Origin of the sequence: Caballeronia sp. LZ019 (assembly GCF_031450825.1) — a bacterium.
In the GTDB taxonomy this organism is placed as follows: Bacteria; Pseudomonadota; Gammaproteobacteria; order Burkholderiales; family Burkholderiaceae; genus Caballeronia.
Genome location: NZ_JARTVZ010000005.1, coordinates 196,655 through 214,337, shown reverse-complemented (window position 1 = coordinate 214,337; position 17,683 = coordinate 196,655). Strand labels below are relative to the sequence as shown.

Annotated in this window: 17 protein-coding genes; 11 read left to right on the top strand and 6 right to left on the bottom strand. The window is 63.6% G+C overall.

Features of this window, described 5'->3' with window-relative positions; all coding sequences use genetic code 11:
* Nucleotides 1-114 precede the first annotated feature (114 nt).
* A complete protein-coding gene (locus tag P9255_RS14360; protein ID WP_309764472.1) occupies nt 115-1,167 on the bottom strand; it encodes a sugar ABC transporter substrate-binding protein in 1,053 nt (350 codons plus the stop codon).
* Nucleotides 1,168-1,405: 238 nt separating this feature from the next.
* Between P9255_RS14360 and P9255_RS14355 the strand changes: the two genes are divergently transcribed.
* From P9255_RS14355 to P9255_RS14345, 3 genes are read left to right on the top strand one after another with little or no spacing between them, the layout of a single operon-like run.
* Nucleotides 1,406-2,284: a MurR/RpiR family transcriptional regulator gene (locus P9255_RS14355; protein ID WP_309789902.1), complete on the top strand. Its 879-nt coding sequence runs from the start codon at nt 1,406-1,408 to the stop codon at nt 2,282-2,284.
* Nucleotides 2,274-3,278 carry an inositol 2-dehydrogenase gene (gene iolG, locus P9255_RS14350; RefSeq protein ID WP_309789901.1) on the top strand — a complete coding sequence of 335 codons (1,005 nt, stop codon included), beginning with the start codon at nt 2,274-2,276 and terminating at the stop codon, nt 3,276-3,278. The genes P9255_RS14355 and iolG overlap by 11 nt, the downstream gene beginning before the upstream one ends.
* Nucleotides 3,275-4,291: a Gfo/Idh/MocA family oxidoreductase gene (locus tag P9255_RS14345; protein ID WP_309789900.1), complete on the top strand. Its 1,017-nt coding sequence runs from the start codon at nt 3,275-3,277 to the stop codon at nt 4,289-4,291. The genes iolG and P9255_RS14345 overlap by 4 nt, the downstream gene beginning before the upstream one ends.
* Nucleotides 4,292-4,309: 18 nt before the next feature.
* Here P9255_RS14345 and P9255_RS14340 read toward each other — a convergent pair whose 3' ends face one another.
* Nucleotides 4,310-4,645 (bottom strand): XRE family transcriptional regulator, encoded by a 336-nt coding sequence (locus P9255_RS14340; RefSeq protein WP_309789899.1) that lies wholly within the window; start codon nt 4,643-4,645, stop codon nt 4,310-4,312.
* Complete coding sequence (locus P9255_RS14335) at nt 4,642-5,028, bottom strand: type II toxin-antitoxin system RelE/ParE family toxin (protein WP_309789898.1); 387 nt, start codon at nt 5,026-5,028, stop codon at nt 4,642-4,644. The genes P9255_RS14340 and P9255_RS14335 overlap by 4 nt, the downstream gene beginning before the upstream one ends.
* Nucleotides 5,029-5,223: 195 nt before the next feature.
* Here P9255_RS14335 and P9255_RS14330 point away from each other — a divergent pair, with 195 nt between their 5' ends.
* Nucleotides 5,224-5,451 (top strand): sulfurtransferase TusA family protein, encoded by a 228-nt coding sequence (locus P9255_RS14330; RefSeq protein WP_309764477.1) that lies wholly within the window; start codon nt 5,224-5,226, stop codon nt 5,449-5,451.
* A 72-nt stretch (nt 5,452-5,523) separates the two neighbouring features.
* Here the strand turns inward: P9255_RS14330 and galU are convergent, their stop codons facing one another.
* A complete protein-coding gene (gene galU, locus P9255_RS14325; protein ID WP_309764478.1) occupies nt 5,524-6,405 on the bottom strand; it encodes a UTP--glucose-1-phosphate uridylyltransferase GalU in 882 nt (293 codons plus the stop codon).
* Nucleotides 6,406-6,491: 86 nt separating this feature from the next.
* Entirely contained in the window at nt 6,492-9,359 is a 2,868-nt protein-coding gene (locus P9255_RS14320) for a valine--tRNA ligase (protein ID WP_309789897.1), read from the bottom strand.
* A gap of 178 nt (nt 9,360-9,537) precedes the next feature.
* Here P9255_RS14320 and P9255_RS14315 point away from each other — a divergent pair, with 178 nt between their 5' ends.
* The 7 genes from P9255_RS14315 to P9255_RS14285 all read left to right on the top strand — a co-directional run bounded on the left by P9255_RS14315 (nt 9,538) and on the right by P9255_RS14285 (nt 16,371).
* Nucleotides 9,538-11,892 carry a UvrD-helicase domain-containing protein gene (locus P9255_RS14315; protein WP_309789896.1) on the top strand — a complete coding sequence of 785 codons (2,355 nt, stop codon included), beginning with the start codon at nt 9,538-9,540 and terminating at the stop codon, nt 11,890-11,892.
* Nucleotides 11,889-12,641: a 5'-methylthioadenosine/adenosylhomocysteine nucleosidase gene (locus tag P9255_RS14310; protein WP_309789895.1), complete on the top strand. Its 753-nt coding sequence runs from the start codon at nt 11,889-11,891 to the stop codon at nt 12,639-12,641. The genes P9255_RS14315 and P9255_RS14310 overlap by 4 nt, the downstream gene beginning before the upstream one ends.
* A gap of 108 nt (nt 12,642-12,749) precedes the next feature.
* Nucleotides 12,750-12,992: a hypothetical protein gene (locus P9255_RS14305; protein WP_309789894.1), complete on the top strand. Its 243-nt coding sequence runs from the start codon at nt 12,750-12,752 to the stop codon at nt 12,990-12,992.
* The gene (locus P9255_RS14300; protein ID WP_309789893.1) at nt 12,989-13,450 is read left to right on the top strand and encodes a hypothetical protein; all 462 of its coding nucleotides are present in this window, start codon (nt 12,989-12,991) and stop codon (nt 13,448-13,450) included. The genes P9255_RS14305 and P9255_RS14300 overlap by 4 nt, the downstream gene beginning before the upstream one ends.
* A gap of 93 nt (nt 13,451-13,543) precedes the next feature.
* On the top strand, nt 13,544-15,439 hold the full coding sequence (locus tag P9255_RS14295) for a propionate--CoA ligase (RefSeq protein ID WP_309789892.1): 1,896 nt from the start codon (nt 13,544-13,546) through the stop codon (nt 15,437-15,439).
* A gap of 111 nt (nt 15,440-15,550) precedes the next feature.
* The gene (locus P9255_RS14290) at nt 15,551-15,940 is read left to right on the top strand and encodes a BPSL0067 family protein (protein WP_309789891.1); all 390 of its coding nucleotides are present in this window, start codon (nt 15,551-15,553) and stop codon (nt 15,938-15,940) included.
* Nucleotides 15,937-16,371, top strand: a complete 435-nt coding sequence (locus P9255_RS14285; protein WP_309789890.1) for an STY0301 family protein — start codon at nt 15,937-15,939, stop codon at nt 16,369-16,371. The genes P9255_RS14290 and P9255_RS14285 overlap by 4 nt, the downstream gene beginning before the upstream one ends.
* Nucleotides 16,372-16,445: 74 nt before the next feature.
* On the opposite strand, the gene P9255_RS14280 is transcribed toward P9255_RS14285, so the two are convergent.
* Complete coding sequence (locus tag P9255_RS14280; protein ID WP_309789889.1) at nt 16,446-17,678, bottom strand: MFS transporter; 1,233 nt, start codon at nt 17,676-17,678, stop codon at nt 16,446-16,448.
* Nucleotides 17,679-17,683 lie beyond the last annotated feature (5 nt).

Genomic DNA, 17,683 nt, shown 5'->3' with positions numbered 1-17,683 from the left:
CGATGCAATGTGATGCGATGCGTTTCGGTGCTGCTGCGTGCCTCGTGACGGATGGAGAGACGCGGGCGGCGTCGCGTGTTCGACCCGATGCCGCCCGAAGAGGTCAGCCGCGCATCAGCGATATTGCCCGGCGTACTTCACGACCTTGTCGAGGTTTTCCCTGGTGATGAAACCCGGTCCCGAGCGAATGTTTTTCGGCCCATAAGAAGGCTGAAGGCCATAGGTTTCGAGGCGCGCCCTGAACTTCGGGTTCGCTTCGAGGAGCTGGCGGATCTTCGCGGGATCGGTGGTGTGCTCCTTCTTGACGATGGCAAGCACCGCTACCGGGATATAGCCCTGCAGATACGGCTGCTGATCGATCGCGAACTTGATGGTGCCGTCCTTGATCGCCTTCGCGATGTCGTCGGAGAAATCGAAAGTCACGAAATAGAGCTTGTTTTGCAGGCCCATTTGCGCGACGGCCTTGAGCGTCGCGGACGCGGGCGTCGGTCCCAGCGTGAGCACCGCCTGCGTGTCCGGATGATTGCGCAGATACGCGGATACCTTCGATTGAATTTCCGTCGGGTCCTGACCGGAATCGAGCGTGGCGGCCTTGTAGTCCGCGCCGATGGCATCGGCGAAACCGCGGCATCGATCGAAGGACACGGTGTTGGTCGCGAGATGATTCACGCACAGAAACGACTTGATGCCCGCCGCCTTCGCTTTCTCGCCGGCTGCCTTGCCCGCGACGTATTCCGGCTGGCCGATATGCATGATCGCGTTGAGCTGCGCACTCTGCTCCTCGGTGCCGGAGTTGATCGTCACGAGCGGAATCTTTTTCGCGGTGACCTTGTTGATCGCGCTCTTCAGCACGTCGAAGTCTGCGATGGTGGTGATCACGCCGTCGTAATTGCGCGCGGCCGCCTGCTCGATCAGACGCGCCATGTCCGCGATATCCCCGTTCGGCGGATTGCGATAGTCGGTCTGCACGTTGAAGTCTTCGTCGGCCTGCCTGATCGAATTCTTGATGGTGTTCCACCACGAGTCGGAGTCCGGCGCGTGGCTGATGAGCACGAACCTGGCGTCCGGCGCGGCATGCGCGGGGGACGTCGTCAACAACGCGGCGCTGCATAACGCAGCAGCAGCCGCCAGCGCGCGCAGCGCGGCCCGACCGTTGCAAAGGGTCATTGTCTCCACCTATCTCGGTTGTTGTTCGGTGTGATCGTCCTGAGCCGATGCGAGCCTGCGTCGATGAGTCGATGAAACGATGCATCGTGCTCACGAGCGAGATTAGGTCAGTTTTCGGCGGGCTGCAATAGGTATTTCATCGGTGCGACAGATAGAAAATGCATTCCAATTTGCGTGCCGCCTTCCTATAATCGCTTCCACTGGGGCTCACTTCGAGCGCCGATGAAGCGAGTCTTTCATGCAGGACGAAACCAGCACCGACGTGGCCGGCGTTGACGAACTGATGCAACGCATCACCGATGCTTACGATTCGCTGCCGCGTCAGTTGAAGAGCGTGGCGACGTATATCGAGCAGCATCGACCGAGCGTGATGATGGACCGCACGAGCGATATCGCCGCTTCCTGCGGCGTGCATCCGTCGGCGGTGGTGCGCTTCGCGCAGCGCTTCGGCTTCTCCGGCTTCTCGGACCTGCAGGCGGTGTTCCGCCAGGCGTATGCGGGCGGCAACGCCTCGCAGAGCTATCAGCAGCGCATTCGCAAGCTGATCGACGAAAAGGCGGGCGAGGCGTCGGGCGTTTCGGTGGCGCGCGAATTCATCGCGGCGAGCCGTGCGGGTCTCGTCGAACTGGAAGCCGGGCTCGACGATGCGCAGTTCGAAGCCGCTGTCGAAATGCTGCAGCAGGCGGAGAACATCTACGTCGTCGGCGTGCGCCGCTCGTTCGCGGTGGCGAGCTATATCGTCTATGCGCTCGGGCATACGAAGAAGCGCGTGCATCTGGTGTCGGGCATCGGCGGGATGATCCACGAACAGATTCGCAGCGTGAAAAAGGGCGATGTCGTGATCGCGATCAGCTTCGCGCCCTACGGCAAGGAGACGCAGTATTGCGTGCGCGCGGCGCAGCATCACGGCGCGAAGACGCTCGTCATCACCGACAGTCAGCTTTCGCCGCTCGCGCGTCATGCGAGCGCCAGTCTGCTCGTGAAGGAGGGCAGCGCGTTTGCGTTCCGCTCGCTCACGAGCACCATCTGCCTGTGCCAGGCGCTTTTCATCGCGCTCGCGTACCGGCTGGAATTGAACGTCGAAGAATCCAGGGAGACAAGCGGCTATGACGATTGACGTGGCGGTGTTTGGGGCGGGGCGCATCGGCAAGATTCATGCGGCGAATCTGGCGCGGCAGCCGGGCGTGCGGCTCAGGTATGTCGTCGATGTGAACCGCGACGCGGCCGCCGCGCTCGCGGCGCAATATGGCGCACAGGTCGCCGATGTCGATGGCGCGATGGGCGACGCGTCCATCGGCGCGACGGTCGTCTGCTCCAGTACTGATACGCATGCCCAACTAATTGTCGCGTCGGCGGCGCAGAAGAAGCATGTGTTCTGCGAGAAGCCCGTCGATCTGACGGTGGAGCGGGCGCGCGCGTGTGCGGATGCGGTGGATCGCGCAGGCGTCGTCTGCATGATCGGCTTTCAGCGCCGTTTCGATCCGACATTCTCCGCGTTGAAGGCGCGTGTCGATGCAGGCGAGATCGGCGATCCCGAGATGCTGATCGTGACGAGCCGCGATCCGGGCGCGCCGCCTGTTGACTACATCCGTCATTCGGGCGGCATCTTCAAGGACATGCTGATTCACGACTTCGACATCTTTCGCTGGATGCTCGACGACGAAGCCGAGACGCTGCATGCGACGGGGAGCGTGCTGTCCGATCCGGCCATCGCCGATGCGGGCGATATCGATTCGACCGCCGTCACCATCCGTACGAAGCGCGGTCGGCTGTGTCAGATCAACACGGCGCGGCGCGCGGCATATGGCTACGATCAGCGCTTCGAACTCCTCGGCAGCGCGGGCATGCTGCAGGCGGGCAACGTGCGGCCGACCGAAGTCACCGCGTACTCGAAGACGGCCGTATCGAGCGACGTGCCGGAAGCGTTCTTTCTCGAGCGGTACCGCGCGGCGTATGCGCTGGAAAACGCGCATTTCTTCGATGCGGTCGTGCACGGCAAGCCGGTCCGCACGACCGTCGCCGACGGCGTGAAGGCGCTCGAGCTTGCCGAAGCCGCGACGCTTTCGTGGCGCGAGAAGCGCGTGGTTCATCTTGGCGAGAGCGCGGCATGAACACGGTGCGCGTGGGCATCGTCGGACTTGGGCGGCTCGGTCGGCGTCATGCGGAAAACCTCGCATGGCATGTGCCGGGCGCGCGGCTCGTTGCGGCGTGCAGTCCGGCGCCGGAAGAGCGGGAATGGGCGCAGGCGCGCTTCCCCGAGGCGGTGCTTCACGCCGATTACGAAGCGCTGCTCGCCGATGCATCGGTCGATGCGGTGTGGCTCGTCACGCCGACAGCGCTGCACGCGACGCAGATCATCGCTGCGCTGGCGGCGGGCAAGCACGTGTTCTGCGAGAAGCCGCTGTCGCTCGATCTCGCGGAGTGTGATCGCGTGATCGAGGCGCATGGGCGGCATGGGCATTCGCATGTGATGATCGGCTTCGTGCGCCGTTTCGATGCGAGCTATCGCGATGCGTTCGACAGCATCGCGAAGGGCGCGATTGGCCGGCCTTTCATGGTGCGCTCGCAAACTTGCGACAGGAACGACCCCGATGGCTTCTTCGTGCGCTTTGCGCCGACATCGGGCGGGCTGTTTCTGGACTGCAGCGTGCATGACATCGATCTCGCGCGCTGGCTGCTGGGTAATCCGCGAGCGAAGCGCGTCTTTGCGAGCGGGACCATCGCGATTCACGAGGGCTTGCGTGAGTGCGGCGATATCGATAACGGCGTGGGCGTCGTCGAATTCGACGATGGCCGGCTCGCCGTGTTCTACGCTTCCCGCACGATGGCGCATGGGCACGATACGCAAACGGAGGTGATCGGCACGGCGGGGGCGTTGTCGATAGGGCGCAATCCGCGCCTGAATCGCGTGGAGATCGCGGATGAATACGGCGTGCGCAATGCCTGCACGCCGACGTTTTTCGAGCGTTTCGAGGATGCGTTTCTGCGCGAGGCGCAGGCGTTCGTTAGCTTGCTCGCCGATGGCAAGCCGACCGGGCTGACGCTCGAGGATGCGCGCGAAGCGACGCGCATCGGGCTGGCGATGCGGGCCGCGTATGAATCGGGGCGTGCGGTGGATTTGTGAGCTCGCACACGCCGGCGTTCAGCCGACGACCATCGTGACCGGCTTGCCGATGCGGGCGAGCATCGCCACGAGTGTATCGATCGTGAACTTGCTCGTCTTCTTGTTGACGACATCGGATACGCGAGGACGTGTGACGTGCAGGGTCGCGGCGGCATCCGACTGTCTCAACTCATGCGCTTCGATCCACGAAGCAAGCTCGTTCATGAGCTGCTCCTTGAGTACGACCGTCTGATCGATGAGCGCCTGTGACTCGGCTTGATACCAGCGCGCTTCGTCGGGTGTGAAGCCGAGTTCGGCGAACAGATTCGCTCCGGCCTTTGTCACGTGCCGGACCTCGGTGTCGGCTTTGCTCATGATCGTGCCTTCCTTTCCCGAACGATTGCGCGATACCGAATCGCTGCAACCTCTTTGTCTTGTCTCGACGTCGCTTGTGTCTTCTTCTGGAAACAATGCAGCACGAAGACCGCTTCCTCGAACTTCGCCACGTACATCACTCGATAGATGCCGTTGATATCCCTGATGCGGATTTCGCGCACGCCGGGGCCGACGTCGTCGAATGGTTTCCAGTCTTCAGGATCCAGTCCGACTTGTAGCCGGCCAAGCTGGAAGCCCGCTTCTCGTCGCGCAGCAGACGGGAATTCGAGGATGTCCTCGTACGAAGAGCCGACCCAGCGGATTTCTTTCGCGTCGGTCGTTGTACAAAATTTTATACGGACGGCGCGTGCATCGAACAGCACGGGAAGGAAAAAGAACGGGTTCGCAATCTACCGAATTCCGCGCCGGCCCGGAACAAGTAAACTCCCATTAAGGATGTCTTTCGGCATGAGCGTTACGGCCGCGTATGAATCGGGGCGTGCGGTGGATTTGTGAGCGCTGCGTTAAAATCGATCTCTTACAGCGCTCAACGCAGGCACACGGAAGGTTCAATCGCGATGGAAGTTCACAAGGAAGTTGACGCGCGCGGGCTCAACTGCCCGTTGCCGATTCTGCGCGCCAAAAAGGCGCTCGCCGACATGACGAGCGGCCAGATTCTGAAAGTACTGGCCACCGACCCGGGATCGCAACGCGATTTCGCGGCCTTCGCCAGACAGACAGGCAACGAAATCGTGGAAACGTCGTCGCAGGACAAGACATTCATCTTTCTCATGCGCCGCCGCTGAATTCGGTGCTCATAAAACAAAATGCCCGTCACGTGCGTGACGGGCATTTTTTTATCGAGCCGACGAAGGGGCTTAGCCTTCGAGAATCGGCGAACGCGTGCGCAGATACTCTTCGAAGTCCTTCGACACTTCCGGATGGCGCAGCGCGAATTCCACCGTCGCCTTCAGATAGCCGAGCTTGCTGCCGCAATCGAAGCGCGTGCCGTGATACTTGTACGCCAGCACTTGCTCATCCGACAGCAGCGACTGGATCGCGTCCGTCAGTTGCAACTCGCCGCCCGCGCCCGGCTTCAGCGCGCGAATGTGATCGAAAACGCGCGGCTTCAGCACGTAACGGCCGACCACGCCGAGGTTCGACGGCGCAACCGCAGGCTCCGGCTTCTCGACGATGCCCGACAGCTTCACGATGTTGTCTTCCCATTCCTTCCCGTCGATGATGCCGTACGACTTCGTGTCCTGAGGCGGAATCTCTTCCACGCCGATGACCGAGCTGTGATAGTGGTCGAACACTTCGATCATCTGCGTGAGCACAGGCGGCTTGCCGTACAGCAAGTCGTCCGCGAGGATCACGGCGAACGGGTTGTCGCCGACGAGCTTTTCGGCGCACAGCACCGCATGACCGAGACCCAGGGCTTCGGCCTGACGCACGTAGAAGCAATCGACATGGCTCGGCTTGATGCTGCGCACGAGTTCGAGCAGCTTCTCCTTGCCGCGTGCCTCGAGCTCGGCTTCGATCTCATAGGACTTGTCGAAGTGATCTTCGATGGCGCGCTTGCTGCGGCCCGTCACGAAGATCATTTCGGTGATGCCGGCGGCCATGGCTTCTTCCACCGCGTATTGAATCAGCGGCTTGTCCACGACCGGCAGCATTTCCTTCGGGCTGGCCTTGGTCGCGGGCAGAAACCGCGTACCGAGACCCGCAACCGGGAAAACTGCTTTGGTAACTTTTAGCATGTGATAACCCTGATCCTTTAATCGTCTGAAATCATCTGGAACATCGAGCCAGTGAGCCGAAGGGAAGTCGGTATAAAACTCCCGGTTCAAGCGGGCAGTCGCAATAATTGCGCCTGAAGCTTCTCGATAGTGGTCTCATATTCTGCCAGCCTTTTGCGCTCCTGATCAACGACAGCGGCCGGCGCTTTTGAAACAAAACTTTCGTTACCGAGCTTGGCGTTACATTTTGCGATTTCGCCGTTCAACCGGTTGACTTCCTTCGAGAGGCGCTCGCGTTCGGCGGCGACATCGATCTCGACTTTCAGCACCAGTTTATGCGCGCCGATGATCGCTACCGGTGCGCCATGCGCCTCTTTGTCGAGAGCGGCTTCGTCGTCGATGATCTTCACTTCCGAAAGACGCGCGAGCGCCGCAACATAAGGCGCGAACGTCGAAAGACGCGCCGCGTCGCCGTGCGCGAGCAACGGCACTTTCACCGCGGGCGAGAGATTCATTTCGCCACGCAGATTACGACATGCATCGATCACCGCCTTCAGTTCGGCGGCCCACTGTTCCGACGATTCATCGATTTTCTTCGCTTCCGCACGCGGATACGGCTGCGTCATGATCGACGCTTCGCCTTCCTTCGCACCCGCGGGGTAGGCGTCCGTCAGCGGAGCGACCTTCTGCCAGAGCGCTTCGGTGATGAACGGGATCACCGGATGCGCGAGGCGCAGCACCGTTTCCAGCACGCGCAGCAGCGTGCGGCGCGTGGCGCGCTGCTGCTCGGGCGTGCCGTTCTGGATCTGCACCTTCGCGAGTTCGAGATACCAGTCGCAGTACTCGTCCCACACGAACTTGTAGATCGCGCTCGCGACGTTGTCGAAACGATAGTCCGCGAAGCCTTTCTCGACGTCCGCTTCCACGCGCTGGAGAAGCGAGACGATCCAGCGATCCGCCTGCGAGAAGTCCGTATAACCGCCGGGGCCGCAATCGCCCGGCTGGCACGCGCCCGGTTTCGAGAAACCGCAATCGTGGCCCTCGCAATTCATCAGCACGAAACGCGTGGCGTTCCAGAGCTTGTTGCAGAAGTTGCGGTAGCCCTCGCAGCGCGCGAGATCGAAATTGACGTTGCGGCCGAGCGTGGCCATCGACGCCATCGTGAAGCGCAGCGCATCGGTGCCGAACGACGGGATGCCCTCGGGAAACTCCTTGCGCGTCTTTTTCTCGATCTGCGCGGCCTGCTTCGGATTCATGAGGCCGACGGTGCGCTTGGCGACGAGCGCTTCGAGATCGATGCCATCGACGATGTCGATCGGATCGAGCGTGTTGCCCTTGCTCTTCGACATCTTCTGGCCTTCGGCGTCGCGCACGAGGCCGTGCACGTAGACGGTATCGAACGGCACCTTGCCGGTGAAGTGCGTGGTCATCATCACCATCCGGGCGACCCAGAAGAAGATGATGTCGAAACCCGTCACGAGCACCGACGAAGGCAGGAACGCCTTCAGCTCCGGCGTTTCGTTCGGCCAGCCGAGCGACGAGAACGGCACGAGCGCCGACGAGAACCACGTGTCGAGCACGTCGTCGTCGCGCTTGAGCGGGCCGGTGTAGCCTTGCGCATCGGCTTCGGCGCGGGCTTCTTCCTCGCTCTTCGCGACGAAAATTTCGCCGTTCTCGCCGTACCATGCGGGAATCTGATGGCCCCACCACAACTGACGCGAGATGCACCAGTCCTGAATGTTCTCCAGCCACTGATAGTAGGTCGTGGTCCAGTTTTCCGGCACGAACCTGATCTGGCCGCTGCGCACGACATCGAGCGAGGTTTCCGTGATCGACTTGCCCGGATTGAACGTGCCCTCGGGGGCGGGCTTCATCATCGCGACGAACCACTGGTCCGTCAGCATCGGCTCGATCACGACGCCCGTGCGGTCGCCGCGCGGCACCATCAGCTTGTGCGGCTTGACGGAGTCGAGCAGGCCGAGCGCTTCGAGATCGGCGACGACCTGCTTGCGCGCATCGAAACGGTCCAGGCCGCGATATTTCTCGGGCGCGTTGTCGTTGATCTTCGCGTCGAGCGTGAGAATTTCGATCTGCGGCAGCTTGTGGCGCTGGCCGACGGCGTAATCGTTGAAATCGTGCGCGGGGGTGACTTTCACGACGCCCGTGCCGAACTCGCGGTTGACGTAATCATCGGCGATGATGGGAATCTCGCGGTCGCACAGCGGCAGCACGGCCGTCTTGCCGATCAGATGCCGATAACGCTCGTCTTCCGGATGCACCATCAGCGCGACGTCGCCGAGCATCGTCTCGGGGCGCGTGGTCGCAACCGTCATGTGGCCCGAGCCATCCGGCAGCGGATACCTGATGTGCCACAGGCTGCCGTTCTCTTCTTCACTGACGACTTCGAGATCCGACACGGCGGTGCCGAGCACCGGGTCCCAGTTCACGAGACGCTTGCCGCGATAGATCAGCCCCTGCTTGTACAGCGTGACGAAGACATCGCGCACGGCGGCGGACATCTTGTCGTCCATCGTGAAGTATTCGCGCGACCAGTCGATCGACGCGCCGAGCCTGCGCACCTGATTCGTAATGGTCGAGCCGGATTGCTGCTTCCACGCCCACACGCGTTTCAGGAAGTCTTCCCGGCCGAGGTCGTGACGCGAGACGCCTTGCGCATCGAGCTGACGTTCGACGACGATCTGCGTCGCGATGCCCGCGTGGTCCGTGCCCGGCACCCACAGCGTGTTCTCGCCGAGCATGCGGTGATAGCGCGTGAGGCCATCCATGATGGTCTGGTTGAACGCGTGCCCCATGTGCAGCGTGCCGGTGACGTTCGGCGGCGGCAGTTGAATGGAGAAATTTTTCGCGCCTTCCTTGAACGTGGGCGCGGACAAGCCGCGCTTTTCCCATTCGGGGCCCCACTGGGACTCGATGTTTTGAGGCTCGAAGCTCTTCGCAAGCGTGTTGTCGCTCATCGTGAAATCTGCCGAAAAATGCGTGAAAAAGTGCGTGGAATCCCCAATTATAAGGTTCCGCCGGGTTCCGCCGGATGATTGTCGCCCTCAGCCGGACGGCATAGGCCCGAACGCCGCCATCGGCGCGGTCTTATAATGAGCGGCCCGCCTTCCGCCTTACGTGCGTCCCGATTTCTCCATGCCCGACTTACTCGCCAACCTCAACCCCGAACAGCTCGCCGCCGTGACGCTGCCCAACGAGCCTGCGCTGATTCTCGCGGGCGCGGGGAGCGGCAAGACGCGCGTGCTCATCACGCGCATCGCCTGGCTGATCCAGCAGGGCTATGCGTCGCCGCCGACCATCCTCGCGGTCACGTTCACGAACAAGGCCGCGCGCGAAATGATGTCGCGTCTGTCCGCGCTTCTTCCCATCGACACGCGCGGGATGTGGATCGGCACCTTCCACGGCCTGTGCAACCGCATGTTGCGCGCGCACTACCGCGACGCGGGCCTGCCGCAGACGTTCCAGATTCTCGACACCGCCGACCAGCTTTCCGCGATCAAGCGGCTCATGAAGGGGCTGAATGTTGACGATGAAAAGTACCCGGCGAAGAATCTGCAGTACTTCATCAACAACGCGAAAGAGCAGGGCCTGCGCCCGAAGGACGTTGACGCCACCGACAACTTCAATCGCAAGTTCGTGGAGCTGTACGAAGCGTACGATCAGCAGTGCCAGCGCGAAGGCGTCGTCGATTTTCCGGAGTTGCTGCTGCGCTGTCATGAACTGCTCGCGCACAATCCGCCGTTGCGCGCGCATTATCAGGCGCGCTTTCGCAACATCCTGGTCGACGAGTTCCAGGACACCAACAAGCTGCAGTACGCGTGGCTCAAGCTGCTCGCGGGCGAGCACAACGCCATCTTCGCCGTCGGCGACGACGATCAGTCCATCTACGCGTTTCGCGGCGCGAACGTCGGCAACATGCACGACTTCGAGCGCGAGTTCCGCGTGCGTAACCTCATCAAGCTCGAGCAGAACTATCGCTCTCACGGTCATATTCTCGATACCGCCAACTATCTGATCGCGAACAACGCGCGGCGGCTCGGCAAGAACCTGCGTACCGATGCGGGCCACGGCGAGCCGGTGCGCGTCTACGAGGCCGCGACGGATTCTCAGGAAGCGGGCTGGATCGTCGAGGAAATCAAGGCGCTCATCAATACCGGGCTGGCGCGCGGCGAGATCGCGGTGCTGTATCGGAGCAACGCGCAGTCGCGGACCATCGAACATACGCTCGTGAACGCGGGGATCGCGTATCGCGTGTATGGCGGGCTGCGATTCTTCGAGCGCCAGGAAGTGAAGCACGCGCTCGCGTATCTGCGCCTGATCGACAACCCGAACGACGACACCGCGTTCGCGCGCGTCGTCAATTTCCCGACGCGCGGCATCGGTGCGCGTTCCATCGAACAACTCGCGGACGCAGCGCGTCTCTATAACTGCTCGATGGCGGCGGCCGTGCCGTATGTGACCGGCAAGGCGGGATCCAGCCTCGGCGCGTTCGCGACGATGATCGCGAAAATGCGCGCCGAGACGCAGCAGATGAGCCTGCCGGAAACGGTCGAATACGTCGTGCGCGCAAGCGGCCTCGCCGCGTTCTATGAAACGGAGCGCGAAGGGCAGGACCGGCTGGAAAACTTGCAGGAACTGGTGAACGCGGCGGCGGCGTTCGTGAGCGAAGAGGGCTACGGCCTCGATACGCCCGCACGGTCCATCCCGCTGCGTCCCGGCGCGACGGCCGCGCCGGAAATCGCCGGGGTGAGCGAGGACGGCGAAATCGAAGTGCTCGATGCGCCCGGCATCGCCGATCCCGCACAGAATCCCGACACGATGACGCCGCTCGCGGGCTTCCTGTCGCATGCATCGCTCGAAGCCGGCGACAACCAGGCGCAGGCCGGGCAGGACGCCGTGCAACTGATGACCGTCCATGCGGCGAAGGGCCTCGAATTCACGGCGGTGTTCATCACCGGGCTGGAAGAAGGGCTGTTCCCGCACGAGAACAGCGCGCAGGAATCCGACGGGCTCGAAGAGGAGCGGCGGCTCGCGTATGTGGCCATCACGCGGGCGAAGGAGCGGCTCTATCTGTCGTTCGCGCAAAGCCGGATGCTGCACGGACAGACGCGCTACAACATCCGCTCGCGCTTTTTCGATGAATTGCCGGAAGGCTCGCTCAAATGGCTCACGCCGAAGGTCGAGCCGGGCGCGCGCTGGGGCGGGCGGTCGGACAACGCCGGCTGGGGCCGCGACTGGTTCGCGCGGCCGGGGCAGGAGCGCGGTGCTTCATCGGCGGCGAGCGCGGCGTTGCCGTCGTTCGCCAATGAGCAGCGTGCCGCCGATACGGGCTTCAAGGTCGGGCAGGCCGTCTTCCACACGAAGTTCGGCGAAGGCACCGTGACCGCGCTCGAAGGCTCGGGCGGCGATGCGCGCGCGCAAGTGCGCTTCAAGCGCCACGGCGAGAAATGGCTCGCGCTCGCGGTCGCAAAGCTGCAGGCGGTCGAATGAAGCGGCTCGGCATCATGGCGGCGCTGCCGCAGGAACTGGGCGATCTGATCGCCCGGATGCGCGCGGCCGGCGACGTGCGGACCGTCACGCTCGGGCAGCGCGAATATCACGTCGGCGAGGCGCATGGCGTCGGCGTCGTGGTGACGCTCGCGCGCATCGGCAAGGTCGCGGCGGCGGCGACGGCGAGCGCGCTGATCCACGTGTTCGAAGCCGATGCGATCGTCTTCACCGGCGTCGCGGGCGGCGTGCATCGCGATGTGCGGGTGGGCGATATCGTCATCGCCGATGCGTTGCTGCAGCACGATCTCGACGCCTCGCCGTTTTTTCCGCGCTACGAGGTGCCGTTGCTGGACCGGGCGCGTTTCGATTCGGACGGCGCGTTGGCCGATGCGCTGGCGGCTGCGGCACGCGCGTTCGTCGAAGCTGAAAGCGCCGCGCTCGCCGAACGCTTCGCGGTGACGGCGCCGCAAGTGCATCGCGGGCTGGTGGTGAGCGGAGACCGCTTCATCGCGAGCCATGACGAAGTATCCGCATTGCGCGACGCGCTGCCGGATGCGCTCGCCGTCGAAATGGAAGGCGCGGCGCTCGCGCAGGTCTGCTACGAGCACGGCGTGCCGTGCGCGGTCGTGCGGACCATCTCCGACACCGCCGATGCCGCCGCGCCGCTTTCGTTCGCGGAGTTTCTGGCGGCCATCGCCGGGACGTATTCGTCGGGCGTTCTCGGACGCTTTCTGCAAGCGCGCGGCTGAACCCGCCGCGCCTTCTCGTCGCACCTCCTCTCGAAATACACGATCGCGCTTGTTATTGAGAATGATTCTCAATACAATCGATCGTGATGCATTCGGAGGACGCCCGACATGACGAACCATTCCACCAGCGGCGCGCACGACGCACTCGAGCGCTGCGCCGTCGCCGTGAACGCCGCGAAGGTGCTCGAAACGACGCGCCGCGCCTGGTCCGCTGCGCCCGCGCTCGATGCCGGAAAGCAGGCCGATCGCCGGCCGCCGCGCGCGTTGCGGAAAAAGCGCGTCGTGCCGCGGCGTTCGCGCTGGCCGAGCCTCATCGCCGCCCTGAATCACTGGAGCCCGAAACCGCTGTGAACGCCGACCTTTTCACGAATCCGCCGCTCGCGCTCGACTCGCAACTCTTCGACGCCAGCCGTTTCCCGCTCGTCCGGCTGCGCCGCCGCGCGGTCCAGCCGGGGTTCGCATTCGCGTGGGCCGCGCAGATGCGCCGCCTGCTGGCGCTCGCGACGCCGTTCGTCGTCGTTGCGGAGCACGCAGGCGACGAAAGCCCCGATGATTTTCAGCTTCGCGCGGCCTGGCTGCGCACGCATCGCGCGGCGCTCGGCGCGCACTGCCGCGGCCTCGTCGTGATCGAACCGCGCATCGAGGCGCGCGCCGGCACGCGCGAAACGCTGCGCCGGCTCACCGATGGCAGCGGCGTGCGCACGGTCGTCGTATCGAGCATGCGCGTGGCGAACGAGCTCGCGCCGGTGCTGCTGAAACACGCCGCCACGCAGGCGGCCGCGCGTGTCTCGCGAAGCCGCGCGTCATAGAACCGTCGGACCGATCAGGGCGCGCCCTCTCTAGGCAGGCGTTCGCCCGCTGCTCTATTCTGTGGAGCCAACGCCGCTTTGCAGAGGACGCGCATGCCGACTTACCGAGAAGCGTATCGACGGTCGATCGACGAGCCTGAAGCCTTCTGGGCCGACGAGGCCCGCCGCATCCACTGGCAGACGCCGTTCGACAGCGTGCTCGATGCGAGCAATCCGCCGTTCGCGCGATGGTTCATCGGCGGGCGGACGAATCTCTGCCACAACGCGGTCGACCGCCATCTGGCGACGCGCGCGCAACAGGACGCGCTGGTCTATGTATCGACGGAAACGGGCATCGAGCGGCGCTACACGTTCGCCGAACTTCACGCCGAAGTGAACCGCATGGCCGCAGTGATGCGCTCGCTGTCGGTGAAGAAGGGCGATCGCGTGCTCATCTATCTGCCGATGATCCCCGAAGCCGTTTTCGCGATGCTCGCGTGCGCGCGCATCGGCGCGATCCATTCGGTCGTGTTCGGCGGCTTCGCGGCGCCGAACCTGGCGGCGCGCATCGACGATGCAGAGCCCGCGCTCATCGTCACCGCCGACGCGGGCGCGCGCGCGGGCAAGGTCATCGACTACACGCCGCTCGTCGATGAAGCGCTTTCCCGCGCCGAATTCAAGGTGACGCAAGTGCTGCTGATCGACCGCCAGCTTGCGCCCGAGCGATTGCAGGCGAGCTATCTCGTCGCCTACGAGCCGCTGCGCGAGCAGTTCTTCGACGCGCACGTGCCGTGCGAATGGCTCGAATCGAACGAACCGTCGTACGTGCTTTACACGTCCGGCACGACGGGCAGGCCGAAGGGCGTGCAGCGCGATGTCGGCGGTTATGCGGTCGCGCTCGCAGCGTCCATGGAGCACATCTTTCAGGGCGCGGCGGGCGACACGATGTTCACCGCATCCGACATCGGCTGGGTCGTGGGGCATAGCTACATCATCTATGCGCCGCTGATCGCGGGACTGACCACGGTGATGTACGAGGGCACGCCGGTTCGTCCCGATGGCGGCGTCTGGTGGCGGCTCGTCGAGCAATATGGCATCAACCTGATGTTCACCGCGCCGACTGCGCTTCGCGTGCTGAAGAAGCAGGACCCGGCGCTGATGGAGCGATACGATCTGTCGAGCCTGCGCACGCTGTTTCTTGCGGGCGAGCCGCTCGACGAGCCTACCGCGCAGTGGATTCAGAGCGCGTTGAAGAAGCCCGTCATCGACAATTACTGGCAGACCGAGACCGGCTGGCCGATGCTCGCGATTCCGCGCGGCATCGAGGCGTTGCCGTCGAAGCTGGGTTCGCCGGGCGTGCCGTCGATGGGTTTCGCGCTGACGCTGCGCGACGAGCAGACAGGCGACGTCTGCGCGCCGGGCGAGAAGGGCGTCGTGACGCTCGGCTATCCGCTGCCGCCCGGCTGCATGCAGACGGTGTGGGGCGATGACCGGCGTTTCGTCGACACCTACTGGCGCAGCGTGCCGAATCAGATGGTCTATTCGACCTTCGACTGGGGCGTGCGGGACGAGGACGGCTATGTATCGATACTCGGGCGCACCGACGATGTGATCAACGTCGCGGGGCATCGCCTGGGCACGCGCGAGATCGAGGAGGCGCTGTCGGCGCATGCGGCGGTGGCGGAAGTGGCGGTCGTCGGTGTCGCCGACCCGGTGAAGGGCCAGGCCGCGACGGCGTTCGTCGTGCTGCGCGACGCCGATCGCATCAATGCGCCCGGCGCGCGCGAGGGGATGGAAGCGGAGCTGTGTCATGCGGTCGATACGCAACTCGGCGCGATCGCGCGGCCGGCGCGCGTGCATTTCGTATCGATGCTGCCGAAGACGCGCTCGGGCAAGCTGCTGCGGCGCGCCATCGCGGCGCTGGCGGAAGGTCGCGATCCGGGGGATCTCCCGACGATCGAGGACGCGGGGGCGTTGGCGCAGGTGAGGTCGGCGCTGGAGGGGAAGTAGTGGCTTCCCGGCATTGATTTGCCGCAAGAAGCGCGCGAATTCCGCGTGCTTCGGCGAACCGCACGAAGACGTCGCTCATATGATTCGGAGGCCTTTTTACCGGAGGTCTTCATGTCATACCGCTACAACGACGCAGCCAATCTGGAAGGCGCCGAAATGGCCGGTTCGCACCAGTGCGTCGACCTCGTCGAGCACGATGCACACGCGCCCGCCACCGCGAGCTGGCGCGCAGGCACGAGCGTGCCCGATACCGCGATCATTCTGCCCGGGACGGCCATCGCTACCTTCGTTGGTGGGCGCTATCGAAGCCACGCTCACGGGAACCACGCCGCGCTTTTTTTGCGTCGCGAAGGTGACTGCATATGGGTAATGGACCAGTGGGGAAACGACAGTAACAAGCCGCTCGTATCGGCTCGCAAGCTCTGTCCCAAAGGCACGCGGAGAAGCGGCGGGTACGAGGACCCGAGCAACAATGCCGACGCTTTTTCCATCATCGAATGACGGCGAAGATGAATCGACTGTGCAGAGCCTTTGTCGGCCTTGCGTGTCTGCTCGCGTCTTTTTACGCGATGGCGATGCAAATCGAATGCCCTGCGCGCATCGACATGCAGCCCGCAGTCGTCACCGATGCCCCCGATGGCTGGCAGCCCGAGCAGCGACGCACGACGCTGCCGGTTCAGGACATGCTCGTGACCATCGGGCCGCCGGCGAACCGGCGCGACCTGAAGCCGGAGATCAGCAAGAACAACGGGCGGAAATCGTTCGAATGGAGATTCGTCGCGGCCGAGAACGACGAGGGAATCTGGCTCTCGTGCGGGTATGGGAACACCATCTTGCTTTCCCGAAAGCTGTCGGGACATGTCTCGCGATGCCGCGCGTCCGAATCGATCGCCGGCGGCGGATACAGGCAACTGATCGCAACCTGCGACTAAGAAAGCAAAACGCCCGGTCACGAACCACGACCGGGCGTTTGCGCATGAGGACGCGTTAGCGCGGCATCAGCGCATCAAGCCTTCGCATCCTTCGTCTTCGGCAGGAACACGGTAAGCACGCCGATCAATGGCAGGAACGCGCAGAGCTTGTACACATGGTCGATGCTCGTCACATCCGCGAGATGCCCGAGCACCGCCGCGCCGACGCCGCCCATCCCGAACGCGAAGCCGAAGAACAGCCCCGCGACCATGCCGACCTTGCCGGGAATCAGCTCTTGCGCATACACCAGAATGGCCGAGAACGCCGATGCCAGCACGAGGCCGATGACCACCGACAACACGCCTGTCCAGAACAGGTTGACGTAGGGCATCAGCAGCGTGAACGGCGCGACGCCGAGAATCGATATCCAGATGACCGCCTTGCGCCCGACCTTGTCGCCCACCGGCCCGCCGATGATCGTGCCCGCCGCGACCGCCGCGAGAAACACGAACAGATGAATCTGCGCGGCCTGCACGGAGACGCCGAACTTGCTGATCAGGTAGAACGTGAAGTAGCTCGTGATGCTTGCGAGATAGAAGTACTTCGAGAACACGAGCAGCACGAGCACGCTCATCGCCATGACGACCTTGTCGCGCGGAAGCGCGGCTTGCGTGCTTTGCGCGCGGCCCTTCTTCGTCGCGGGATGACGCTTGTACCAGCGGCCGATGTTCGCGAGCACGACCATCGCCAGGAGCGCCGCCGCCGAGAACCACGCGATACTGCGCTGGCCGTGGGGAATGACGATCAGCGCGGCAAGCAGCGGCCCGAGCGACGAGCCCGCGTTGCCGCCCACCTGAAACAGCGACTGCGCGAGACCGTGCTTGCCGCCCGACGCCATGCGCGCCACCCGCGACGATTCCGGATGAAACACCGACGATCCGCAGCCGACGAGCGCCGCCGCGATCAGCAGTGTCCCGAAGCTGCCGGCAACCGACATCAGCAACAGCCCCGACAGCGTGAAGCCCATGCCGACGGGAAGCGAATACGGTTTCGGATGTTTGTCCGTGTATAGCCCGACGAGCGGCTGGAGCAGCGACGCGGTGATCTGATACGTCAGCGTGATCAGCCCGATCTGCCCGAACGTGAGCGCGAATTCGCTCTTGAACATCGGATAGATGGCGAGGATCAGCGACTGGATCATGTCGTTGAGCAGGTGCGAAAAACTGATCGCGCCCAGCACGGAATAAACGGTGCGCTGCACGGCGGGCGCAGCGGCGGCAGTCGTTTCCGATGGCGGAAACGCGCCTTTGTCGATGCTCGTTTGCATGTCGA